General features: G+C 41.2%; 19 protein-coding genes and 5 pseudogenes. 15 read left to right on the forward strand and 9 right to left on the reverse strand.

Features of this window, described 5'->3' with window-relative positions:
- Window positions 1–486: 486 nt before the first annotated feature.
- Window positions 487–684: pseudogene (locus tag V7L29_RS34645) on the reverse strand (hypothetical protein); the annotation flags it as partial.
- A 59-nt stretch (window positions 685–743) separates the two neighbouring features.
- Here V7L29_RS34645 and V7L29_RS34650 point away from each other — a divergent pair.
- Window positions 744–1,061, forward strand: a pseudogene (locus V7L29_RS34650) (TonB-dependent receptor domain-containing protein); the annotation flags it as partial.
- 116 nt (window positions 1,062–1,177) lie between these two features.
- Here the strand turns inward: V7L29_RS34650 and V7L29_RS34655 are convergent.
- Window positions 1,178–1,339, reverse strand: a complete 162-nt coding sequence (locus V7L29_RS34655; RefSeq protein WP_334688762.1) for a hypothetical protein — start codon at window positions 1,337–1,339, stop codon at window positions 1,178–1,180.
- A gap of 59 nt (window positions 1,340–1,398) precedes the next feature.
- Window positions 1,399–1,614: pseudogene (locus tag V7L29_RS34660) on the reverse strand (DUF4351 domain-containing protein); the annotation flags it as partial.
- Between the two features lie 161 nt (window positions 1,615–1,775).
- Between V7L29_RS34660 and V7L29_RS34665 the strand changes: the two are divergent.
- From V7L29_RS34665 to V7L29_RS34690, 6 genes and pseudogenes are all read left to right on the forward strand, one after another.
- Entirely contained in the window at window positions 1,776–2,507 is a 732-nt protein-coding gene (locus V7L29_RS34665) for an ABC transporter ATP-binding protein (protein WP_334688764.1), read from the forward strand.
- A 33-nt stretch (window positions 2,508–2,540) separates the two neighbouring features.
- Window positions 2,541–3,104 (forward strand): Uma2 family endonuclease, encoded by a 564-nt coding sequence (locus V7L29_RS34670; protein ID WP_334738330.1) that lies wholly within the window; start codon window positions 2,541–2,543, stop codon window positions 3,102–3,104.
- 235 nt (window positions 3,105–3,339) lie between these two features.
- Window positions 3,340–3,657: a hypothetical protein gene (locus tag V7L29_RS34675; protein ID WP_334738331.1), complete on the forward strand. Its 318-nt coding sequence runs from the start codon at window positions 3,340–3,342 to the stop codon at window positions 3,655–3,657.
- Window positions 3,658–3,942: 285 nt separating this feature from the next.
- Window positions 3,943–4,590 carry a histidine phosphatase family protein gene (locus tag V7L29_RS34680; protein WP_334688767.1) on the forward strand — a complete coding sequence of 216 codons (648 nt, stop codon included), beginning with the start codon at window positions 3,943–3,945 and terminating at the stop codon, window positions 4,588–4,590.
- A gap of 83 nt (window positions 4,591–4,673) precedes the next feature.
- Complete coding sequence (locus V7L29_RS34685; RefSeq protein WP_334688768.1) at window positions 4,674–5,696, forward strand: glucokinase; 1,023 nt, start codon at window positions 4,674–4,676, stop codon at window positions 5,694–5,696.
- 45 nt (window positions 5,697–5,741) lie between these two features.
- Window positions 5,742–6,344 (forward strand): annotated as a pseudogene (locus V7L29_RS34690) (hypothetical protein).
- Between the two features lie 1,037 nt (window positions 6,345–7,381).
- On the opposite strand, the gene V7L29_RS34695 reads toward V7L29_RS34690, so the two are convergent.
- Both V7L29_RS34695 and V7L29_RS34700 read right to left on the reverse strand, forming a co-directional pair.
- Entirely contained in the window at window positions 7,382–8,773 is a 1,392-nt protein-coding gene (locus tag V7L29_RS34695; RefSeq protein ID WP_334738332.1) for a malic enzyme-like NAD(P)-binding protein, read from the reverse strand.
- 261 nt (window positions 8,774–9,034) lie between these two features.
- Window positions 9,035–9,193 (reverse strand): hypothetical protein, encoded by a 159-nt coding sequence (locus tag V7L29_RS34700; protein WP_334738394.1) that lies wholly within the window; start codon window positions 9,191–9,193, stop codon window positions 9,035–9,037.
- Window positions 9,194–9,740: 547 nt separating this feature from the next.
- On the opposite strand from V7L29_RS34700, the gene V7L29_RS34705 reads away from it, so the two are divergent.
- The 4 genes from V7L29_RS34705 to V7L29_RS34720 all read left to right on the forward strand — a co-directional run bounded on the left by V7L29_RS34705 (window position 9,741) and on the right by V7L29_RS34720 (window position 11,544).
- On the forward strand, window positions 9,741–10,265 hold the full coding sequence (locus V7L29_RS34705; RefSeq protein WP_334738333.1) for a hypothetical protein: 525 nt from the start codon (window positions 9,741–9,743) through the stop codon (window positions 10,263–10,265).
- Between the two features lie 12 nt (window positions 10,266–10,277).
- Window positions 10,278–10,499, forward strand: coding sequence for a hypothetical protein (locus tag V7L29_RS34710; RefSeq protein WP_334738334.1), 222 nt, complete (start codon window positions 10,278–10,280; stop codon window positions 10,497–10,499).
- Window positions 10,500–10,766: a helix-turn-helix transcriptional regulator gene (locus tag V7L29_RS34715; protein ID WP_334738335.1), complete on the forward strand. Its 267-nt coding sequence runs from the start codon at window positions 10,500–10,502 to the stop codon at window positions 10,764–10,766. It begins immediately after the preceding gene.
- A gap of 94 nt (window positions 10,767–10,860) precedes the next feature.
- On the forward strand, window positions 10,861–11,544 hold the full coding sequence (locus V7L29_RS34720) for an AMIN domain-containing protein (RefSeq protein WP_334738336.1): 684 nt from the start codon (window positions 10,861–10,863) through the stop codon (window positions 11,542–11,544).
- A gap of 308 nt (window positions 11,545–11,852) precedes the next feature.
- Here V7L29_RS34720 and V7L29_RS34725 read toward each other — a convergent pair.
- A pseudogene (locus tag V7L29_RS34725) lies at window positions 11,853–12,413 on the reverse strand (Uma2 family endonuclease); the annotation flags it as partial.
- Between the two features lie 416 nt (window positions 12,414–12,829).
- Here V7L29_RS34725 and V7L29_RS34730 point away from each other — a divergent pair.
- The 4 genes from V7L29_RS34730 to V7L29_RS34745 all read left to right on the forward strand — a co-directional run bounded on the left by V7L29_RS34730 (window position 12,830) and on the right by V7L29_RS34745 (window position 17,882).
- Window positions 12,830–13,825: a helix-turn-helix transcriptional regulator gene (locus V7L29_RS34730; RefSeq protein WP_334738337.1), complete on the forward strand. Its 996-nt coding sequence runs from the start codon at window positions 12,830–12,832 to the stop codon at window positions 13,823–13,825.
- A 151-nt stretch (window positions 13,826–13,976) separates the two neighbouring features.
- On the forward strand, window positions 13,977–16,568 hold the full coding sequence (locus tag V7L29_RS34735) for a TonB-dependent siderophore receptor (protein ID WP_334738338.1): 2,592 nt from the start codon (window positions 13,977–13,979) through the stop codon (window positions 16,566–16,568).
- Window positions 16,569–16,679: 111 nt separating this feature from the next.
- Entirely contained in the window at window positions 16,680–17,477 is a 798-nt protein-coding gene (locus V7L29_RS34740; RefSeq protein WP_334688776.1) for a PepSY-associated TM helix domain-containing protein, read from the forward strand.
- Between the two features lie 18 nt (window positions 17,478–17,495).
- Window positions 17,496–17,882 carry a PepSY-associated TM helix domain-containing protein gene (locus V7L29_RS34745; protein ID WP_334688777.1) on the forward strand — a complete coding sequence of 129 codons (387 nt, stop codon included), beginning with the start codon at window positions 17,496–17,498 and terminating at the stop codon, window positions 17,880–17,882.
- Between the two features lie 480 nt (window positions 17,883–18,362).
- Here the strand turns inward: V7L29_RS34745 and psbA are convergent, their stop codons facing one another.
- The 3 genes from psbA to V7L29_RS34760 form a co-directional block, all read right to left on the reverse strand.
- Window positions 18,363–19,445 carry a photosystem II q(b) protein gene (psbA, locus tag V7L29_RS34750; RefSeq protein ID WP_334688778.1) on the reverse strand — a complete coding sequence of 361 codons (1,083 nt, stop codon included), beginning with the start codon at window positions 19,443–19,445 and terminating at the stop codon, window positions 18,363–18,365.
- A gap of 380 nt (window positions 19,446–19,825) precedes the next feature.
- Window positions 19,826–21,325 (reverse strand): MBOAT family O-acyltransferase, encoded by a 1,500-nt coding sequence (locus V7L29_RS34755; protein ID WP_334738339.1) that lies wholly within the window; start codon window positions 21,323–21,325, stop codon window positions 19,826–19,828.
- Between the two features lie 92 nt (window positions 21,326–21,417).
- The gene (locus V7L29_RS34760; protein WP_334738340.1) at window positions 21,418–24,426 is read right to left on the reverse strand and encodes a DUF1574 domain-containing protein; all 3,009 of its coding nucleotides are present in this window, start codon (window positions 24,424–24,426) and stop codon (window positions 21,418–21,420) included.
- Between the last annotated feature and the right edge of the window lie 37 nt (window positions 24,427–24,463).

The raw sequence follows: 24,463 nt of genomic DNA on the forward strand, positions 1-24,463 counted from the left end.
ATCGTTTTGCTTAGTTTGTTGATATATCTGGGTTTGGGCTATTTTTGAGCATTTGGTGTATTTCCCTTACCCTGCATGGGTTTGAGGCTTATTTTTCCCTCAAAAATGTCTAAGTCCCATTAACAGTTAATTTAGTAATAATGAGCTTTGATACTAAGTATTACAGGACTTAGGCAACTGGCACAGCGCGATCGCTAATCACTAGTACATAAGTATTGAACTGGCGAGAATGTGTTTTATTAGCGTTACTCGAATTAATGGGACTTAGACAAAAAACACCCAAAAAAGAGCCTCAAATCTATATACAGAAAGACTTTGACATCGTTATGCTTAGTTGATTGATATATCTGGGTTTGGGTCATTTTTGAGTATTTGGTGTATTCCCCTTACCCTGTATGGGTTTGAGGTTTGTTTGTCCCGAAAAAATGTTTAAGTCCCGTTAATAATAATCAGGATTTACGCAACTGCACAATGCATCGTTAGTTGCTAGTACATCAGTATTAATAAAATCTGATTCCGAAAGCTTTGTCTTGGCAATAGAAATCGGTGTATTGGAAGCAAAGCATGAAAAGCTATCCATTGGCATCGCAGATGTAACATAATCTCTGCGTTATCTCGAAGCCAAAACTTACTGTTTCCTTTCATACGTAGGTTAACGGCTTGACGAATTAAACTTTCAATTGCATCCTAGACTTTCACCTGTTCCATCCCAAGACCTTTATTCACTGTAGTACAAGGGGAATGAACCGAGTAATGTTGCCCGAAACAGTGCCAGTTTATGGACAACCTATGAAATTCAAACTGGACGTTGGAAAGGTTTGGAATTTGGGGTTGGAGTCACTTTTGTGGGCGACAGACAGGGTGATTTAGAAAATACATTCACGTTGCCCAGCTATGTGCGAACCGATGCAGCCATTTGTTACCGCCGTGACAACTGGCGAGTTGGGCTGAATATCAAGAACTTATTTGATGTTTACTACTTTGAAAGTGCCGATAGTATAGACAGTGTGTATCCTGCCGCACCGTTTACAGTTTTGGGAACAGTTTCAGTGCAGTTTTAAATCCCGCTAAAGGACAATCAGTCTTTAGATTGAGCGATAGCATGTCCAATTACCTTGAAGATTGGAATAATTTCGGCAGATATAATTGTGAGAAATTTAAAGCGATCGCTGTTTGCTCAAACAGACAAAATACTTACAAATTCGTCTAAAGAACTTACAGCGATACCTCTGGTAAGCTCCGCTAACGCGCTATCCATTAAATTTTCTAATTTCTCCACACTTTCGCTCTCAAGCCTTACTTCCACTTCATGAGGAATTTCGCCAAAACGTTGTTGCAATACCCGGATTAGCTGCCGTCGCGCACCTTGCTGAATACCTCTTTGCTCAATTTCCGTGTTGTGTAACGCAACTGTAGTTCATTGAGTACGAGAAAATCCCTGTGGCTAGTGCTGTATGCCTTCACCAACACATCTGTTTCGCTGCTAATCCACTGAAACTCAGAGCCGAGAATTTCTTTCGCCACGACTTCAGGACACTGTGTCACGCACTTTACCCATGCATTGGGAGCTAAATTAATTAGTCGCTTGCTACCAATATCTGCTACTTTTGCCACAAGACTCTTTATATCTTTATCAGTAATTAATGGTACATCATAAAGATTGCAGTATTCTGGCGTTAATTTTTAAGTTGAAGTTATGTCTACGCACTGTTTTAAGAAATGTATGATTGATGTATCTTAGGTTTTGAATCAATATTTCTGGATGTAAACCGCCAATGAATGCCGATAGTAAACCAAACTATACAATTTTAGAAGTTCAAGAACTTGATGTAAATTATGGCGGTATCCAAGCTCTGAAAAAGATTAATTTAATTATTCAAAAAGGTGAGGTAGTTACTCTAATTGGTGCTAATGGAGCTGGAAAAACTACTACACTCCGCGCCATATCTAAAATAGTTAATCCTCAGAGTGGCGTGATTATCTATAATGGACATAATATTACCCGCCGTCAAGCTCACGAGGTTGTACAACTTGGTATCGCCCATTGTCCTGAAGGACGCAGAGTATTAGCGCGGCAAACAGTGTTTGATAACTTATTACTAGGTGCTTATATTCGTTCCAATCAAACAGAGATAAAAGCAGATATTCAACGCCAATTTGAGCTATTTCCACGCTTGTCACAAAGACGCAATCAACTAGCAGGAACCCTTAGCGGTGGTGAACAACAAATGTTAGCGATCGCTCGCGCTGTCATGAGTAAACCACAACTATTACTTTTAGATGAGCCTAGCTTAGGATTAGCACCTGCGATCATCCGAGAAATCTTCTCCATTATTGAAAATCTCCGGGCTACAGGGGTGACTATTCTGTTAGTTGAACAAAACGCTAATCTAGCACTACAAATTGCTGATCGCGGTTATGTTATAGAAGCTGGTTCTATCACTTTAACAGGCGCAGCATCAGAATTAATTAGTGATGAGCGAGTTAAAAAAGCTTACTTAGGGTGATTAATTAAATCCAAAATTGGGAGGTACAAGCACATGGTAAAATCACCAATTAAACCCTTAAGTTTAGAAGAGTTTTTGAAACTACCAGAAACAAAACCTAGCTCAGAATACATTAACGGTCAAATTATTCAAAAACCAATGCCACAGGGAAAACATAGTATTCTTCAGGGTGAACTAGTCAGTAATATCAATTCTGTAGCTAAACCTCAAAGAGTTGCCCTTGCATTTCCCGAATTGCGGTGTACTTTTGGCGGACGTTCAATTGTCCCTGATGTAGCTGTATTTGCTTGGGAACGGATTCCCATAGATGAACGTGGAGATGTGGCAAATGTATTTAATACCTATCCAGACTGGACGATTGAGATTCTTTCACCAGAACAAAACCAGACTAAAGTAACCGGAAATATTCTACATTGTTTAAAACATGGTAGTCGTTTGGGTTGGTTAATTGATCCAGGCGATCGCTCTGTTTTAGTTTATCCACCAAAGCAGCAACCAGAACTTTTACAAGAATCACAAGAAATATTACCAGTTCCTGATTTAGTTAGCGATCTTCAATTAACTGTAGGGCAACTATTTGGATGGTTGAAGTTATAAAAAAATTGTTTATATTTATGTCTAGCTTTGGGAATACTAAAGGTAGTAATTTACTCAAGTTAGAGCCAGATAATGGATTTCGTGAATTTAATAAAAACATAAAGAAAACAATATTTCTATTGAGGATCTTCCTCAGCAACCAAAAGTATTTGATAAGATTTTGAGTTTTTGTAATCTTCAGCAACAAGAACAGTTAATAAATATCCGGCATAAAATTCTTATATGTGATAGACGTATGCAAGAAATTTCTGTGCCTGGAAGCATTAAATATGGAAAAGCAACAAGTTGTTTTTGTGCTGAAATTTGTTCCGATAGTAAAGGACAGCCAGTATTATTTCTCTGGTTGCCTTTAAACTATTCTGATGGTAAAAAAATTGGTATAATGAAAATTTGGACAGATTGGGAAAATCATACTTTAATTGAAGGCCATGTGCCAAAAGGAATTCGTACAAGAGCAATTAGTCAAACTGAAAAACAGCGTCAAAGGGGAGTTGAAATGAAAATATTATGGAGTCATTCAGGAGGTATAAGGTACAAAATAGGTAGCAAATAAGTGAGTGAAACGGAATACATCAACGAAGACAAAAGACGACATCAAGAGTATCAAAATGCTATTAAATCTCGAAAAACTTTGAATGAGCTAGTCAATATTGCTTTAGAGACATGGCTGAAAAGGCTTTAAGAAAAGCTACATTCCCAGCATTTATAACTTTTCCTAATTATTAGTATTATTAAATATTATTACGATTTTTGTCATATATTAATATTTGCAGCCCTCTTTGCAGATATCTATATATTTGTTTAGGGGCGAATTCTATTCACTGGAATAATTAAACCCATGAGTCAAATAGTCTGGATCGCAAGACACGCCAACCGCCTCGATTTCGTAAACCCTGATTGGTTTCTCACCGCCGAACGACGCTACGATCCACCTTTGTCTGATGATGGTATGGTGCAGGCACAGCAGTTAGCTAAACGATTTAAAGGAGAAAATATTGGCCATATTTTCGCTTCTCCTTTCCTGCGAACCGTACAAACGGCAAATGCAGTTGCAGAAGTGCTAAACTTGCCGATCAAATTGGAAACAGGCTTGAGTGAATGGCTAAATCCAGTTTGGATGACAGAAGAACCCGAAAGACTCTCAACTCCAGCATTAGCAGAGTTATTTCCCAGAATAGACGTTGGCTATACTTCGCGCATCGCCGCCAATTATCCTGAAACTCGCGAAAAAGTGCGAGAACGTTCTGGACAAACTGCTAGATGTTTAGCTACTGAATTCCTCCCAGACAATATCCTGCTAATAGCACATGGTGCATCAGTGTTGGGGGGAGCAATGGGGCTAGTGGGGGAAATAGCCAAAACAGAAGTTAAAGCTTCTTTATGTTCGCTGGTAAAAGTGGTACGCGAAGATCCAGAATGGTTATTAGAACTAAAGGGAGATACTTCCCATTTAACCCACATAGAAGAAGTTATTCGATTTGTTTAAATCTCTGATAGGGATTTTCAATCATGGCTTCTGCTAGCTTGGGTATATCCTACAAAAAAAGTAATAATTCACGAATAAGTTCTATGACTTTGTTACTAGCAGGAGACATTGGCGGTACGAAAACTATTCTGCGATTGGTTGAAACATCAGACTCACCAAGTTCAGATCCTATTTATCAGGAAAGTTTCCACAGTGGCGATTTTCCCGATTTAGTACCGATAGTGCAGAAGTTTTTAGTCAAAGCTAATACATCAATACCACAAAAGGCTTGTTTTGCGATCGCAGGTCCCATTGTCAATAATACTGCCAAGCTGACCAATTTAGCCTGGTTTTTGGATACCGAACGTCTAGAACAAGAATTGGGTATCCCACAAATTTCTTTGATTAATGACTTCGCCGCCGTTGGCTATGGCATTTTAGGTTTACAAAAACAAGACTTGCTGACATTGCAGGTTGGCAAATCTCAACCCGAAGCCCCCATTGCCATTATTGGTGCTGGTACTGGCTTAGGGCAAGGATTTTTAATTAAGCAGGGAAATTACTATCAAGTCTTTTCCACAGAAGGTGGACACACTGATTTTGCTCCCCGAAACGAGATCGAGTTTCAATTGTTGAAATACCTACTGAATAAACATGATATCCAGCGCATTTCTGTTGAACGCGTAGTTTCTGGAATGGGAATTGTCTCAATTTACCAATTTTTGCGCGATCGCAAATTTGCCCACGAATCACCAGACATCGCCCAAATCGTCAGAACTTGGGAACAACAAGCCGGACAAGAAGAGAAAATCGATGCTGGTGCTGTGATTGGTACAGCTGCACTAGAAAAACGCGATCGCCTCTGTGAACAAACTTTGCAATTATTTATAGAAGCTTATGGTGCAGAAGCCGGCAATCTTGCTCTTAAACTCCTACCTTACGGTGGCTTATACATCGCTGGTGGGATTGCGCCCAAAATCTTGCCCCTAATCCAAGACAACAGTTTCTTATTAAATTTCACCCAAAAAGGCAGGATGCGCCGTCTCCTTGAAGAGATACCTGTGTATATTATCCTCAACCCGCAAGTGGGACTAATTGGTGCTGCTTTACGTGCTGCTGGGTTATAACAGCTAGCATCATCAGTGATATCAGCATCTCGAAAGGCAAAAAATATGACAGTTGAAAGTCTGTTGCCATTAATCGCCGCCACCTTTGTCTGCGGTGGATGTGTTCTGGTGGAAGCGCGTCAACCCAAACCTCCGGCGGCTGTTGTCAAACCAACCGTTTCTCAACCCGCGCAGCCAGTATGGAAGTTATACACTGCTCCAGATGGGCGCTTTACTATTTTGATGCCGGGAAGCCCTAATAGAAATACCCAATCCCAAAAAACTTACATGGGGGAAATTAACTTAGAAATATTTGTCGCTGAACCACCAAAACAGGAAGTAGCATATGTAGTTGCTTACAATGATTTTCCTTATAGTTATGGTCAAATGACTAACCCACAAACTGTACTTAATAATGCACAGGATATGGCTTTAAAGACTACGAAAAGTAATTTAATTAGTCAACGAAACATTCGTAGTTCCAATAATCATCCTGGCAAATAAATTGAGTACATCAATTCTGGAGGGAAAATCACTAAAAGTAGAATGTATGTTGCCGAAGGAAGATTATATCAAGTAATGGCAATAAATACAAAAAAACAGCAGAAGACATTAGCTAAAACCATTAGTGGGTATTTAAATTCCTTCAATGTGGTTTTGAAAAAGTGAAATAACTAAAATCTCTACTATATTAGCCTTGCAATCAATTGTAGGGCTAATAATTAGGTAGGCACAAATAATTGAAAATGGGATAAAAAGCCTTTGAGTGTGAGTTTAATGGATGGTGTCGAATTGACATTACCACCGTTTGCATTTGAATTGGGGCGATCGCTTTAGTGTACTCCCTTTCCGGTCGTAATTATCCCTAAAATGGGAATAGGGATTAAGAACCCGCCTATAAATAGTAGCTTTCGCATGTTTAAGCTAACTCAGAAGTAGATTGGGAGATAAAAATATGTTCAAGTTTCACGTTGTCAATCAATAATCCAGAATCGGTAAAATTATCAAACTTGTTTGAAACTCCGATTCCCAAAGAATACGTTCCGTCAGTGGGTATTGAATAGGAAAAAGTTTGAAAACCAGTCTCTTGAAAAAACTCTGTTGGGGATGTCACCAATGATTTGGGCAACCCGTACATCTGATTCCACTGTCTCTGCCAGGCACAGCGGTGGCGCACGCAACAGCGTGGGCAGTTCACCAGGAGTAAAGCGCACTCTCAACGTTCATTCTGCGAGCGCAGGTATTGCATCCTAGACTTTCACCTGTTCCATCCCAAGACCTTTATTCACTGTTCAATAGCTTTAAAATCTGTAATGCTTATCCCGCACAGCTTAGAGCTTTTCTTAGTGCCATTCCACTATTACTGCCATCACTGGTAGGGTTAGTAAACGTAGGCGTAGCCCGCCGTAGGCATCGCGCAAGCTACGTTCTTTGTCTTTTACCCCTTTGAGATTGGCAAATGTACCTGGACTGATTAATTAATTCAAACAGCCGCGATTCTATCTCTTGGCTTGATGGGGCGGGGACAGTGACTCGATGCCGAAAATCTGGATTCCCTTGTTTTTTACGGGGTTTACTCATGACTAGTATCAACACCTCTGTGTTGGTTTTACCATTGAATTTCTCCCACTTGACAAGACTCTAATTTTCTTAACTTGACACCAATGGCGAGACACCCATCCCACAAGAGTCATTCTTTTAGTTAATTAATTTCGAGCGATACCTTCTTCACGCGCTGCTTGTTGTACAGCAGCAGCAACAGCAGTAGCGACGCGTTTATCAAAGACTGAAGGAATAATATGTTCCCGATCCAAGTCTGAAGGCTTGACTAAGGAGGCGATCGCACTTGCGGCTTCCAGATACATTGTGGTGGTAATTGCCTGGGCCCGACAATCTAAAGCACCACGGAATACCCCAGGAAAAGCGAGGACGTTATTGATTTGATTTGGGTAATCACTGCGACCAGTAGCGATCACAGCAACATCTTTACTAACTAATTCTGGCTGAATCTCTGGAATCGGATTTGCCATTGCAAACACAATTGGATCTTTCGCCATCGAATGCACCATTTCTGGTGTCAAAACTCCCGGTGCGCTGACACCAATAAAGACATCTGCCCCTTGCATTGCACCCGCTAATGTACCCTGAGCTTTCACGGCAAATTCGAGTTTTTCTTCTGTCAAATCGGTGCGACTAGTAGAGATAATCCCTTTAGAGTCGCACATCCAGATTTTTTCTGCCCCAGCTTTACTCAGTAACCGAGCGATCGCCACTCCAGCCGCCCCAGCACCGTTAATCACGATCCTGATTTGGGCCATTGACTTATTTACCAGCTTTAGGGCATTAAACAACGCGGCCAAGGTAACAATTGCTGTACCGTGCTGGTCATCGTGAAAAACGGGGATATCTAACTCCTGGCGCAATCTCTTTTCAATTTCAAAGCAGCGAGGTGCAGCGATATCCTCTAAATTCACCCCTCCAAAAACTGGAGCGATATTCTTAACTGTCTGAATAATCTCTTCTGTATCTTGGGTGGCCAGACAGATGGGAAAAGCATCCAGCCCAGCAAATTCCTTAAACAGCATTGCTTTGCCTTCCATGACTGGGAGAGATGCTGCTGGGCCGAGATTTCCCAATCCCAAAACGGCACTACCATCGGTAACAATGGCAACAGTGTTTTGTTTAATGGTTAATTTGTAAACCTCCTCTGGATTTTGAGCGATCGCCGTACAAATTCGACCGACTCCGGGCGTGTAAGCCATTGCTAAATCAGACACACTTCTTAAGGGAATTCTGCTAGTAATGCTGATTTTGCCCCCGCGATGCAAATTAAAGGTGCGATCGTAGACACTGAGTAACTTGATGTCTGGCAATGCTTTCACTGCTTGCACAATCGTTTCAGCGTGCTCAGTACTAGCAGCATCCACAGTCAAATCGCGGGTGGACTCTTTGCGCGTTTGCTCAATTAAATCAATTTGACCAAGATTACCGCCAGTGGTAGCGATCGCCTGGGTTACTGATGCCAACATCCCGACACGATTGGGAATCTGCAAGCGCAGTGTCAAACTAAAACTAGAATTAGGAGTTAGGTGTACCATGTTGATTTTGGATTTTAAGTTTTAGATTTTATATTGAATTGAGACGAAAACTAAAATCTGAGATTTGTAGTCAGTGGAAACACAATGAATGTATACTCCAGGGGAACCCTCAGTAGTTAGTTTACTCACTACTCACAGTTTTGATAATTATTTTTATTTATACCAATGCATTTACTAATATAAATGAGTAACAATTTAGTAATTGTACCCAAATACACCAGATATTTTTTTTATGTTTTATCTGTGTAAATATTTGTATAACTATAGTTTCATCAAAAAAGCGCCCTCTAGACAGAGAGCGTGAGTTATAGGCGCGATCATTGCCACAAGTACTGCCTCACCAGCAATTAAATCCAGGGAAAAGTTGTAAGCATTGCGCTTATGCATTTCTTCTATACCCAAATTGGCGGGCTTAGACATGAACAGATTACATTACGATGATTAGACTAGTACCGCAAGGCGGAAGTCAAAAGGATTGTATTCCGAGCTTTTGCGCCATTTCAAATCTTTAAAAAGCCCATTCCATAATACTTTTGACTTTTGACTTTTGACTTCCGCCTTGCCCTCCGCTTCAAACCTCTGCTTGAGTAGTAGTGCAGACATCTCTCTAGAGTCTTATATTAAAGACCTTGAAAAAGACTTAAAAAATTAAAGGGGCAGCTATTTTGCTTACATCATGGAGGGAAACAAATTTGTGCTGGTCTTTTTTCAGAAGTTGGAGTCAAGTAATCGCTCCTGATTTCTCTAGTTACAGCTGTAAATATTCAGGCGATCGCCTTTTTTCTTCTCAAGCTTGAGAATACACGCCAATGGTAAAGCGATCGCCCTCAATTTCTCAAAAAAAGTCATACTTACAGTTGCGCTCGCTACACCTATATTTATGTTTGTCCAGCACAGCTTATAATTTACTTATTGAGAATTTTTATTAGCTTTTCTCGCAAGTCAAATTCATTGATTAGATATTTTGATGGAAACCCTGACATCCGAAGAATATAAAAACCGATTTATAGAATATCTAGAAAAAACGGATAAGGAAGTTTTTAAATGCAACGGATTTGACAAGTCTATAAAATATAAAGATAGATTCTCTACTTGTTTGGTTTGTTATGTTGAGCTACGTCCAGGACTTTGGCTTATTATTTACGACGAATATTTTGAGCATGATTTAAGTAATTGGATTCATCATCCTGGGCAACCTTTTCCTTTAATTTCTCATTTTCATCTTTCAGGTAATTTGCGAACAATTACTCCAGGAATTCAAGAAATTTCCGAGGACTATGTACAGTATATTGGAAAAAATTATTTATTTTATTTACCAAACATAGATGAAATTGAGCAACGTTTTGCTGGTGAGTATTGTTTAGATATAATTATAAATATTTATCCTGATTGGCTGAAAAGTTTCAGCAAAAACTTTGAATTTCTACCTACTTCGTTGCAATCTTTTTTAAAAGATGAATGTCCGTCGAGATTTCATCACACTGTTGGATAAATCACTTCGGCAATGTTTGCTGTTTTACGACAAATGTTAGATGCTCCCTATCAGGGAATGATGAAACGGATGTATTTAGAAAGTAAAGTAATTGAACTACTGGCGCTGCAATTTAATCAGCTTTTGTATAAAGAACAGACGATTCACCTATTAGTTAACCTGAAACCAGCAGATATTGAGAAAATTTATCATGCTAGAGATATCTTAATCTATCGAGTAGATAATCCTCCCTGATTGCTTGATTTAGCAGAGATGGTTCATTTAGGAGAACGGAAGTTGCAACAAGGTTTTAAAGAAATTTTTGGGACTACTGTTTTTGGCTATTTGCATGACTATCGCATGGAACAAGCAAAAATCATGCTAAGTGGGACAAAAATGCAAGTAGCAGAAGTATCAAATGCTGTAGGTTATGCACATTTAGGTTATTTTGCTCAAGCTTTTAAGAAAAAATTTGGGATTATGCCAAAAGAATGTCAACGTGGAAAAAAGCCGCTGAAGTGACAAAAAATTGCAGCTTTACAGATAGACACAGTTATTGAAACTCTGTAGGGTGACTTCAAGAGGTACTTGAGAATATTTGTCTATTGGTAGAGTTATGAGAAGATTACAGAGGGTACTTGCAGGTTGTAGGTATGTTAGTTGGCAATTGTGGGCGATCGCTTTAGTTTTACCAATGATGCAACCTGCTTGGGGAAATGAATTTCCCGATATCAAGCAAACTCGAACAGGTTTTTCTACGAGTGCAGTTGATTTGTTAGCACAGCAACAAAGTAATGTTGCACTTACAGAAGTTACTGGCGTTAAAGTTAATTCAACTTCCACGGGTATTGAGGTAATTTTACAAACATCTCAAGCTGATGCATTGCAAGTTGTCAATAAAAGTAATGCTAACAACTTTATTGCCGATATTCCTAATGCACAATTACGTTTACCGCTCGGTAATTCCTTCCAGCAAGAAAAACCATTTGCGGGAATTGCTGAGTTAACAGTAATAAATCAAGATGCAAACACTATTCGGATAACAGTGAAAGGGGAAGGCGGTATCCCAAAAGTAGAGTTATTTAACAGTGATGAAGGTTTGATTTTTGGGCTGATACCAACGACAACGACTTCACAAAAACCGCAGACGCAACCACAGACAGCAGTTGGGGTTGAGCTTGGGGTTATTCTACATCGGCGATCGCCAGTGAAACTTAGACAACATGTTTACTGTGCCAAGTTATTTACGCACAGATGCTGCCATCTTCTACAATCAGGGAGGTTTTCGAGTTGGAGTTAATGTTAGGAATCTGTTTGACGTTGACTATTTTGAGACTTCCCAGAGCGGGACGCGTGTTTTCCCAGGTGATCCGTTGACGGTGGTGGGGTCGATTTCCTGGAAGTTATGATGCTAAATGATCCCTCTCACACTTATGCTGAAGAGACTTAAATGATGCCAACTTGATTGATAAATCATTGATAAAGAAATTTTAGTAGTCAATAGGCGATCGCTAGAAACAAGATCCCCAACATCTCAAAGATGTCGGGGATCTATCTATCGCTTTCAATTCTCACAAATGAAATAGAATTGCTATATTCCTTAATAATTCAAATCTTAGACTGCTGTGATAAATGCTGCACAAACTCAACGTGTTCTTTTGAACTCAACCCTTGTTGCAGCACTGCTAAAACTTTCGTCATATCTCCTGTAATTAGTGAGGTGACAGCTAACCACAAACCCGGAAATATCCGACTCTTAATCACATCATCTTTATCCGCTAGGAGTGGTAAATACTCACCATTTTGTAAACAGAACCAGTCGAGTTTATTTTCCAAAGTTTGCCAGACGATGTATTCCTGTACTCGATTACGACGGTATGCGCGTTTTTTGTCGTATAAATCAATAGATGCACTACTGGCTGCTACTTCTGCTACTAATTCCGGTGCGCCTTCTACGTAATCATCTGCACTGATTTGTGCCTGTCCCCTGGCTGGTTTATCTATCAACAGCAAAACATCAGGCTGTGGTTCATTGTCTAAATCCAAGCGCACAGTAGCATTGTCGCCTAATGCTACGCCTAGAGTGAAAACTTGATAAACTCCCAACCAGGTAATTAACTGTCCATGAGGTTGGCCATGACTTCTAAAACGCAAAGGTGATGCTACGTAGCAGTTTTAATTCTCTCAAGTTCTGCGGCTGAATCAACTTTAATTATGATGACATTAACCTGTCCATATTGGGTATGCCCCTTGGTCACTCGCTCGTTTTGAGTCAGGAGAAGAATTTTCTACGTCTTTGTCGGATTTGCACCGTTAATTTTATTTATTACTGGTTTTGTGATGTGGCGGTATCGTCACCGAACAAAATTGACTACAAAACATAGGATTTATACAAATTCAAATTGAAACTTATAAATTGGCATTTTTATTTACTCAGTGGTTTCGCACTCACACAGCAGAAAATCAAAGGCGATCGCCTTGATTGTGCGGATACGCCATTATACTCATGTTGCACAATATTTCAGTTGCACTCGCTTTCCCTACTAATAGATACTATTTTTCAATAATTAGTTGAGAGTATTACCATGACTATTCGCTTAACTGGGACAGAAGACTTTGGGGAATTTTGCCAGGATGTGCAGTTTAATGACTATGAGGGAAAAGTACAATCGTCTACTTGGTTTGGTCAAAGCAGCTTTCGCTGGACTTTTCTTCATCATAACCTTGAGCTAGTAATCTCTGATAATGAGTATTCTCAACCAGTGATTTCTGAGGAAAAACACGATGATTCGCCTTTTGTGACATCTAAATTTTTTCTGTCTGGTGGTACAAGAACTGTGACACCAAATGTAGCTGGAGTCAGTGACGATTATGAAGAAGTTGCAGGTTACAACTACTTATTTTCCTTACCTGATGTTCGAGAGTTTGAGCATCATACTGCGAACCAGCACGCTCAAAATATTAAAATTTATTGGCATCCTAATTTACTTGATAGTTTCCAGGGAAGCTTTGAGAATTTGCCTGCTTTGCTTGAGCAGTTGAAAGAAAATCCAATTAAGCAACCTTTCCATCAGCCGCTAGGGGTGACTACACCTGCAATGCAGTTAGTACTCAAACAAATATTGCAGTGTCCGTTTCTCGAAACGCTTAGACAAATGTATTTAGAAGCAAAAGTTTTGGAACTACTGGTACTTCAAATTGCACAGTGGGGGGAAAATCATCAAGTATTACAGCGATCGCTTCATTTCCGTGCTGATGAAATTGAATGTTTGCATCATGCCAAAGCTATTTTAAATCAAACGCTCGATAATCCACCTTCTCTACTAAATCTAGCCAAAGAAATTGGACTTAATGACTTTAAACTCAAGCGGGGATTTCGAGAAGTATTTGGGACTACAGTGTTGGGGTATGTGCAATTCTTACGGTTAGAGCAAGCACAACAGCTACTTCGAGGCACTAATCTCACAGTTGCAGAAATTGCTTCTCAAGTAGGGTATGAAAGCACAAGTCATTTTGGCTACCTATTTAAGCGGCAATTTGGCATCACTCCTAGAGAATATCGTCAGCAAAAAGGCTTGTAGCAAAAAAAACATCCCGATTACGAGAAAAAAAATCCGGTTTCAGATATATGTGATCGCTCAAATTTCTGTATTCTCAATGAAACAGAGTTATCTAAAAATAATTCTCAAGTGATTGACTGTGTTTTGAAAATTCGGTTGAGTGTGTGGAGTTATGAAACTGTGGCGTAAGCGTAGCCCGTCGTGGACATCGCTGTTTATTTCCTGTTTTTTTATTGCTGTGGTTATACAACCAACTCAGGCAAAGCAAGTAACTGCAATTCCTAGTGTGCAAAAACTAGACCGGACAGCCAAAACGGTCAAAGAATGGTTCGCTCAGATAGAACAGCAGAACCTGCCAGCACAAAACCAGCAGGGCAAAGTTGTACAAGTGACTTCAGTGAAGGCAAATCCCACCAATAAAGGCGTGGAGGTGATTTTACAGACTGATAAAGGGCAACAATTGCAAGTAGTGAATCGCTCGAATGGCAATAACTTTATTGCTGACATTCCCAACGCTCAACTGCGTTTACCATCAGGTGATGCATTCACATTTCGCTCAGAAAAACCAATTGCAGGTGTTAGTGAAATAACGCTAATAAACTTTGATGCTAATACTATTCGCGTGAGTGTAACGGGTGAGGCAGGTGTACCAATTGTTGAGTTGTTTGACAGTCCAGATGAGGGTATTATCTTCTCTGTTGCAACAGCTGCATCGAGAGCACAGCAACCGACTCAGCCACAACAGTCAGGGAGTCAAACACAGCCAAATCAACCGTCGCCAGCAAGTAATGAACCAATTGAACTTGTGGTGACGGGTGAACAAGACCAGGGCTACAATCCCTCGCAAACGAGCATCGGCACCCGTACTGATACGCCCTTGCGAGATATTCCAAATACCATTCAAATTGTACCGCAACAGGTGATCAAAGATCGTAATGTTACCAATGTCAACAGTGCTTTGGAGAACGTTAGCGGTGTTCAACAGACCGGTGGAGCCATTTCAATTCGGGGCTTCTTTGCAAACCAAACAGTCAATGGTGGTTTGTCAGGCGCGGCAGATTTTTCTAATGTAGAACAGGTTGAAGTGCTGCGTGGGCCAGCAGCAGTTTTGTTCGGAAATGGCGGACTCGGAGGCATCATTAACATTACGACCAAACAACCGCTATTTGAGCCATTCTATGAGTTGGGCTTGAATGTCGGCAGCGATAGTTTCTATCGGGGGACAGCCGATCTTTCAGGTCCACTGACTTCAAACAGAAATCTGCGCTATCGCCTGAATATTGCGCTCCAGGATGCTTACGACTCGCAAAACTTTTCGAGTTCCCAGAATTATTTTATTGCACCTACTATTGCCTGGGATATCAGTGATGATACAAAGCTCACCCTCAACTTTGAATACCTCAATACTCCATCAAAATCTTATGGAGTGAAAGCTTTGAATGGCTCATTTTTGGGGCGAGATCCTAATTATGATTTTTCTGATGATAATCACACTAACAGTAGCACAATGCAAGGAGGCTATAATTTTGAACATCGGTTCAATAAAAATCTTCAGCTTCGCAGTGCGCTATCCATCAGCTCAGGACCTATTGGACATATAAGAGGAATTAACTATGGTATCTTGTCTGATGAGCAATTTATTGCCAGGACATACGCTAACGATCAATACGTGTATCAATTCTATACGACGCAAACTGGGCTGCTAGCAAACTTTAATACCGGGTCGATCGCCCATCAAGCGCTGTTTGGCGTTGATACAAAAACTGATAGGGAAAGATTTTTTGGTTTCAGTATATCTTTGCCATCGCTAGACATTTCCAGCCCAGACTATGATATCGCACGACCATCCGCTGATACACCCCACACTTCTGATTATAATCAACAATACAACAGTGACTCCTATGGGGTTTTCCTGCAAGATCAAATTAAGTTTCAGGGTAACCTGATCTTAGTAGTAGGTGGACGATTTGATTGGGTGACAGTCAGGGCGAGTGACTATGTTGCAGGTACTCTTGGTATAAGCTACTTTGAGGCATTTAGTCCCCGCATTGGCATCGTTTATCAACCAATCAAGCCGATTTCGCTTTATGCTAATTACAGCCGTGCCCTTGACACTAGTGATATAAGTGGTCGTTCAAGAACGGGTCAAGCTTTTGCTCCACAGCGCGGTACTCAATATGAAGCGGGCATCAAGGCTGATTTTCTAGATGGTAAACTCTCAGCAGTTTTAGCAGGTTACCAAATCACAAGATCCAACGTGTTGACACCCGATCCCCTCAATGAAGCGGACGAGGACTTTAGTATTCAGGTTGGAGAACAGCGCAGTCGCGGTATTGACTTCACTGTGGCAGGTGAAATTTTACCGGGTTGGAATGTGACAGCAGGGTATTCTTACCTTGATGCGATCGTCACTAAGGATAATACCTATCCGGTGGGTAGTCCGGTAGTATTGACGCCACATAACTCTGCCAATTTGTGGACAACTTATCGAATTCAAAGCGGCAATTTGCAAGGTTTGGGCTTTGGGTTAGGTGTATATTTTGTCGATGAGCGCCCCGGTGGTGAATTTATTCCACTCGACTACAAGATACCTGCCTATACTCGATTTGATGCGGCTCTATTTTACCGACGCAACAACTGGGAGGCTGCGCTCAACTTTGAGAACTTGTTTGATTCGGATTATATTGTCAATTCGCGCGGTCCTGGGTCAGAGACTTTTGGTGCGCCTTTTACAATTCGGGGGTCACTCAAAGTGCAGTTTTAATTCTCTCAATTTCTGCGGCTGAATCGACTTTAATTCTGATGACATTAACCTGTCCATGTTGGGTATGCCTTTTGTTCACTCGCTCGTTTGGAGTCAGGAGAAGTTTTAACTATGAGCAAATCTAAAAAATTCCGCAATCTGATTTTCAATCTGCACCGCTATCTGGGTTTAGTGATTGGCTTAATCGCAATTATCGTTTGCTTAACGGGTAGCTTACTGGTGTTTGGTGTCGATATCAATAATTTTGCCTTCGCTCATAAATATGGAGCGGTGATCCCTCAGGGCGTTCACGGAGTGTCTCTGCAAGAGAATCGCCTGCCTCTATCCATGCTAGTGGACAAGGTAAAAGCTGCCCATGTCAACGAGTCAGATTTTCAGATAGGTGGGATTTTTCCTTACGGAAATTACTATGATTCAACACCAAAACTCGATGTACCTGCGGCAATCGGGGATTTTTTGGTAGATCCCTATACAGGAAAGCTTTTAGCCCAAAATCCCTCCTGGTTTGGTACTGAATTCTTTGGCAAAGTGTATGAGCTTCACGTTGCTTTGCTGATGGGCAATGCGGGTAGCTACATGAATGGGGTTGCAGCTACGTTGACGGTGATTCTGATTGTAACGGGGATCGTCCTCTGGCCCGGATGGAGAAAACTCACTAGCGGATTCAAAATTAAATGGAATGCTCATCCCAAACGACTAAACTTTGATATTCATAAAGTGATTGGCATCATTTTAGGCGTAGTGTTGCTTTTGCCTGTGGGGACAGGTGCTTGGTGGAATTTTCCACTTTTTGATTCTTTTATGAATGCCATTTTTACCCCTGTTAATGCTATTGCTTCCATTTTTACGCCTCAAACACCTCAGACAGTAGACTCTCCCGTTACTGCTTCTACTCCGACTCCAGGTTAAAAGCCTTTTCCCTTAGATGTGATCGTCCAAAAAGCTGAAGCTGCCTTACCTAACTTCTCCATATATAGCATAGACGTGCCCGATGAATCGAAAGCAGGAACATACGACTTTCGGATGATTTCTCCACGAATGCAATTCTGGGACAGTCTGGTACATATCGATCAATACACGGGTGAGATTTTACAAGTCGTTGATGGAACTAAAACAAGGTCCTTATTAGGTCGTTTGTCCAACTATTCAGTACCCCTGCATTATGGTGTTTTTGGTAGGTTATCTACCAAAATTTTGTACGTATTTGTCGGATTATCTCCCACTATCTTGTTGATTACTGGTTTGAATATGTTTCGTCTGCGTCGCTGGAGAGTTTCTCAAAAGAATCCGGTTGATATTTATGATCAGTCTTAATATTAAATTACGGTATTGTTGGGATATGTGCAATCGCTGCGGCTAAAGCAAGCACAACAGCTACTTCAAAACACTAATTTTACTGTTATAGAAATTTTCTTTAAATGATTACAACAATGCTGATCAAAACACTGAAAGCCATCAAGTCGATTTAACGCTCAACCATCAGTTTTATGATCATCTCCGACTCAGGAGTCGGTTTGAGGCGATGTTTGAACATTATTACAGTAAGGGGAGAGAACATGATTCTTCTTTCCCTCAAATACATCAGTGACATTGTATTATAGCACTTTCTGGGAACTTCCATCCCGTATTTTCTATATGTTTGTGGGATTTGCACCGTTGATTTTATTTATTACTGGTTTTCTTCGGACAAAATCTTCTGCAGAATTTATTAAACAGTCCCTTTAAAGGTAATTACAACTAAAAAGCGCCCCCCATTTCTGGAGGGCGCTTCTTATTTAGCTAATACTGAAAGTATTAACCGTTGATAGCAGGAGCAGTCATTGCTACAGGTGCAACTTCACCAGCAGCTAAGTCTAGGGGGAAGTTGTGAGCGTTACGCTCGTGCATTACTTCCATACCCAAGTTAGCGCGGTTGATTACGTCTGCCCAGGTGCTGATGACGCGACCTTGAGAGTCAATAATTGATTGGTTGAAGTTGAAACCGTTCAGGTTGAATGCCATCGTGCTGATACCCAAAGCAGTGAACCAGATACCGACGACAGGCCAAGCTGCGAGGAAGAAGTGCAGTGAACGGCTGTTGTTGAAAGAAGCGTATTGGAAGATTAGACGACCGAAGTAGCCGTGGGCTGCAACGATGTTGTAGGTTTCTTCTTCTTGACCGAACTTGTAACCGTAGTTTTGTGATTCGGTTTCGGTTGTTTCACGAACCAAGGAAGATGTTACTAGAGAACCGTGCATTGCAGAGAACAATGAACCGCCGAATACACCAGCCACACCTAACATGTGGAAGGGGTGCATCAAGATGTTATGTTCTGCTTGGAACACAATCATGAAGTTGAAGGTTCCGCTTATACCCAAAGGCATACCATCAGAGAAAGAACCTTGACCAATGGGGTATATCAAGAATACTGCGGTAGCTGAAGCCAAAGGTGCGCTGTAAGCTACGCAGATCCAAGGACGCATACCTAAGCGGAAAGAAAGTTCCCACTGACGACCCAGGTAGGCAGCGCAACCGATCAAGAAGTGGAAAATTACCAATTGGTAAGGACCACCGTTGTACAACCATTCATCTAAGGAAGCTGCTTCCCAGATTGGGTAGAAGTGCAAGCCGATGGCGTTTGAAGAAGGAACAACTGCACCAGAGATGATGTTGTTTCCGTAGATCAAAGAACCTGCAACTGGTTCACGAATACCATCGATGTCCACAGGAGGAGCAGCAATGAAAGCAATTACGAAGCAGGTGGTCGCGGCTAGCAGGGTAGGAATCATTAAAACGCCGAACCAACCGATGTATATACGGTTTTCGGTGCTAGTGATCCACTCGCAGAAGCGATCCCATACGTTAGCGCCAGAGCGCCGTTGTAAGGTTGTGGTCATTGTTTTATAAGTGCTATGGGTTGTTAAATATGCAACAAGCGGATTTGTTTTCGCCTGTTGAATTACAGTTTACATGAATTTACTTTGACGCGACATGTAATCTTAACATTCTGTAACATAATTCTCTAATCAAGCTCATCGAAGTGTAAAGTTTCCCTACTAGAAAAAATAATCATAAAAGTCATGATTTAAGGCTTTATTAAGCCATTTCAACACTAAACGATCTGTAACTTTCTAATGACGCGCTTGCCAAGTTACTTACCTTTACACTTCTTTACAATTAGCCTGTGGGAAAAATTTTAAGTTTTGCTGATTTGTAACGAGATAATAAATTCTATGTTGTCTAATGTTTCAGTTTATTTTTTCTATGTTGTGGAATTTTAAAAATCAAAGTATATATATGGCAAACTGCCTTCAGGAGCTAATAACCATACAGCGTAGAAACATAGAGGCACGAAGACAAGTTTAAGGGGCCAGTTAAACTTTAACTTCAGCATCCGGTTGAAGGCATAGACTACAGCCATAAGGGCAGCTAAAGCTAGAAGTATCCAAGTAAGTTGGTATTGGCTGATATTTAATGCTTCCACATAGACCTTTTCAGCAAACTGGGCATCAGCAGGATAACCCCAGAGATGCCGAATTACCAAAGAAGAGTCTTGGAGATTAGGTAGGCGGAACCAAATCCAAGAGGTAAAAACCATTAGTTGGGTCAATAACCAAGCGACAAAGATACCCAGAGGATTTTGCCAGAATTGTTCTAGATTTTCAAAGCGATCGCTCATAGCATCTGCAAGTCGATGAACCGCCAAGGCTAACCCGTGTAATATGCCCCAAACTACATAACCCAAGGCAGCACCGTGCCAGATACCAGCGATTAGCATCACAATAAATAAATTCCAGCAGGTACGCACTAAACCCCGACGAGAACCACCCAAAGGAAAGTAGACATAGTTACGTAGCCAATCTCCTAGAGTCATGTGCCAGCGCCGCCAAAATTCTGCAATATTGGTACTGAAGTAGGGAAAGTCGAAATTCTCAGGTAGAACCAAGCCGAAAAGCAAAGCACTACCACGGGCAATATCTACGTAACCGTTGAAATCTAGATATAACTGCAAGCCGTAGGCGAATGTAGCTAACCACAGATCGGTACTACCGGCCCGTTGTAAGTTACCAAAACATAAATCGACGAAAATTCCCAGGTGGTCTGCCAAAATACCTTTTTTGACTGCGCCCCTAGCAATCAACCACAGCGCCTCAGCTACTCTATCGACACTGGGGAAGTTTAGCGTATTGAATTGATTTGCTAAGTTATGGTAGCGCGTAATTGGGCCTGAAATCAGTTTGGCGAAGAATAATTTGTAGGTGGCAAATTTGAGAAACTGCTCAGTCGCAGGGGCACCACGATAGACATCTATTAAATAAGCAATGCATTCAAAGGTGAAAAATGAAATTCCTAAGGGTACAATCAATTTAAAAGAGCTATCTAGTGAGTTTGTTTGCACATGAAAAACAAACTTGAATAAAGGGGTCAGATACTTAAAAGCCAATAACAGTAAAACATTTAGAATTATACCCAGCCACAAAAGTTTTAGACGACGAAGATTCCAGTCACCTTGGGCAAATTGCCACTCTTCATTAGAAATTTGCCAATCAAGAGAATGTTTTCCTGGTGATGTGTTTTTTCCAATCTCTAGCCCTACACGGAAATTAATAAACGTTAATGCTAATAGTAATGGTATGTACTGGATCTGCAAAGATGCATAGAAAACCAAACTGGTAATTAGCAGCGTCCATAATCGCAATTTCTGTTGTGATAAAGACCAGTAAATTCCTAACACACTCAATAAGAACAGCCCATATAAAATTGATATAAAGTTCATTTTTTAGTCATTAGTTATTAGTCATTAGTGATGAAGTATGGGGCATTGTTATTTCTCTCTTGCTCCCCTGCTCCCCCTGCCTCCCCAGCTCTTTACTTCGCTGGCCAAGGAATCATCGGGTCATTAGCCAGCTTTTTCGAGACTTCGTATGCGCCAAAGCGGTTAAGGTGGCTGGGGTCAGAAAAGTAGTCATTTGCTTTTATCCATTGTTGGCTCAAATCACGATAAATAAAGTTGGGATTAGTAGCCAAACGCAACATATATTGCTGAAATTCTTGCTCATATTGTCTACGCACTGGATCTAAATAATCTCCCGTGAGAGGCATGTTGACAAACACTAAAGAAATTTTCTGAGACTGGGCAAACTGAAGCACTTCTTGAAAAGCAGCATCTTGCTCTCCTTCTACTTGAAAAGATTTATAGTCGTTGTCGTAATTTCCGGGAACTCTAGAATGTTTTTGATAGTATCTAGCGGGATTGAAGCGAATAGACAAAGGTAGAAAGCCATCAAAGTCAACTGCTTGCTGGGAAGTACTCTCATCTGAAGTACCGTCTGTTAGCTGTGTTTGTGATGCAACTGTCTGATTACGACCAAATATAAGCAGTTGTTTTTGCAGTAAACTTTTAATTTGGTCACGGTTTTTGTAGCTAGCATAAACAGATGCTAGAGCCTGATTTAACGACTGATTTACAGCTTCATAGGTACTAATTTCCTGTTTTTCCTCGTTTGTCTTTTGTTCTTCCAAATTTACCGTCTTTTTAGGTAAATCATTGCTATTTGCAGTTGTCGGTGTTTTTTGGAATGCTTGTTTATAACCAGCTGATACGGCGATCGATTTAAAGGTAATATCTTCGCGTCCACTGTTGAAAGCACGCGCACCATCTCCCCAGATAATTATTTTGGGCAGTTCTGATGGTTCTAGTACATGGCGAATCACAAAGTCTACAACTTGTGCGGTAGCACCGTTGATCCCAAAGTTAAACACGTCAAGATTTCGATAGCCCTGAGTTGCTAAAGCTTTAGAAAGTGCTGCTGGATCTACTCCTCTGAGTGCACGAGAGGAGCCAATAATTAACACATCTGGCGGACTACCAGTTCTAGCTAAACGCTGTTTATAGAGTGCTAGTTGCTCGTCTAACTGCCTGACATTGAAACTTGGCATCTGCGATCGCGCTGCTAAAAGAATAGCAGTAGCGGTTGCTTTTTCCTTCAGTGGTGCGGCTGCCAAATTCTTTGTCGGGGTATCATCACTTTGGGTAAATTCAGAAGCATTAAATACAGAACTCTGATTTGGAGGAGATTTTGTCTTGGAAGTGCTGGTAAAAAATGTCGTTTTCTGACTCTGAGTTTTCCCAGATGTCAAAGATGCCTTATGCTCAGATGATGAGAGCGAGACACTAGCGACTTTTGGCGAAGGCGTAGTGCGTACAATAATTCGACCCAGTACCCAATCAGTTTGGAGGGTAAGTAATAATCCCAGTATTCCCCAAACCAAAGCAATCTTAAGTCCTTGAACATCAGGGTTTGCTTCAGCTGATTGGTTGCTTTCGGTAAATAGCTGACTTCTCAACAGGAATTTTTTTGCTGTTGCACTCGCAGTTGTTATCCAATCGCGCGCTACTTCTGTGACAAAACTTTGAACTTCTTCTGTGGTTAAGTCGGGGCGCAAAATTGGCTCACTAGTCTCAGAGGTTACCAGATCGTTAACGTATTTAGAAGTAGCAGCAAATTCTGGGGTTGCTTCTGGGACTAAACGTTGGCGATGCTCAAGATCAAGTCCATAGTGCCAAAAAGGTTCTTTATTCCCAGCACGGCGACCATAGACACGTATGCCCATAATACCGGGAATTTTTAACTGGCGGATAAACTGCGTAATTTTGTTTGCTACTTGTTCACGTCCTGGACAAACAGGTGCATCACACATGATGTGCAATAAATCATTTTTGTTCAGCAAAAGTACGCGAATTCCACCTGTCAATAGACGCCAATCCAAGTCAGGATTGAGTAAACGCTCCAGTAAAAATATGATCGCTGGTTGATCGCCAGTATTCGCCAAATCTAGCGGTGATGTGGCAAAGACGGGATGCTTTGCAGCGGGTAAAGCCAGCCAATCAATCCAAGTGGGTTGCTTGTCGCCTGCTTTTTGTCCGTATACGGTAGCGGCGAGAATGCCTTGGGGAGCGATCGCTTCTAGCTGGGGTAAAATCGCCTCTAAGCACACTACTTTGTCTGGGATTGGGGCAGTTCCTAAGGGATCAAAAGTTGGGCTACAAAAGATATGTAGCGTTGATTCTTTAAGAAAAGCTTGGACAGCAACTTTTAACTCTGATAATACTTCAGTTAATAATCGAGCGATCGCTTGTACATCCCCCCAACGTGCCCACTCCTTAAGCATTACCTCTGGTGGCGTCAAATCCACTCGCAGCAGCCAATCAGGGGCAGTTTCGCCGCTCACCTGGGAAACAATTACTGCATCTTGGTAGCCGGAAAGCTTGAGATAACGCAACTTTTGGGCGATTGGTTCAGCAATTAATGATGCATCAGGGCTATAGCTCGACTGGCAAAATATCCACAGGCGATTTTCTTCCGGCTGAGAGTTCTTTGGCTTATATGGCTTAATCTTTACCTGTACTGATACACCTAACAGACTCAGAGTTTCGCTGAGATACCGAGCAATAGCCTCTGGGTTCCCTTGGCGTGCCAAACTTTCGTTAGAGACAATTAACGCCCCACCCGATTGTTTTGATTTTTCCGAGTCTGCTAGCAGCGCTTGCTGCACCTGCTCCAAATGCTTATCTATTTGATTCAAGTAAACCCGATGGCACCATTTGGGGCGCTGTTCCCCTTTTCTTCGACCATAGACAAATACTTGATATATTGAGGGTTGTTCGTTGCTTGTGAGGATATCTACGTCTGTTTGCTGTAGTGCTTGCAGCAAGTCAGACAAAGTGCGCCAACGCTGCGGACATTCTGTACCTTCACAAAGAATATGAAGGTCATTTCCTCGCAACCGGACTTTCACCCCAAAAGTGTTGATTCCTGTTGCTTGGCTTACCCATTGCACTAAGGATTGCTGGCGATCTGGTAATACTGTTTTCATGGGAAGTTAACTTTACAGTCAGCGATTGTTGGGGGAT

It is taken from the genome of Nostoc sp., assembly GCF_036916575.1.
Lineage (GTDB): Bacteria > Cyanobacteriota > Cyanobacteriia > Cyanobacteriales > Nostocaceae > Nostoc.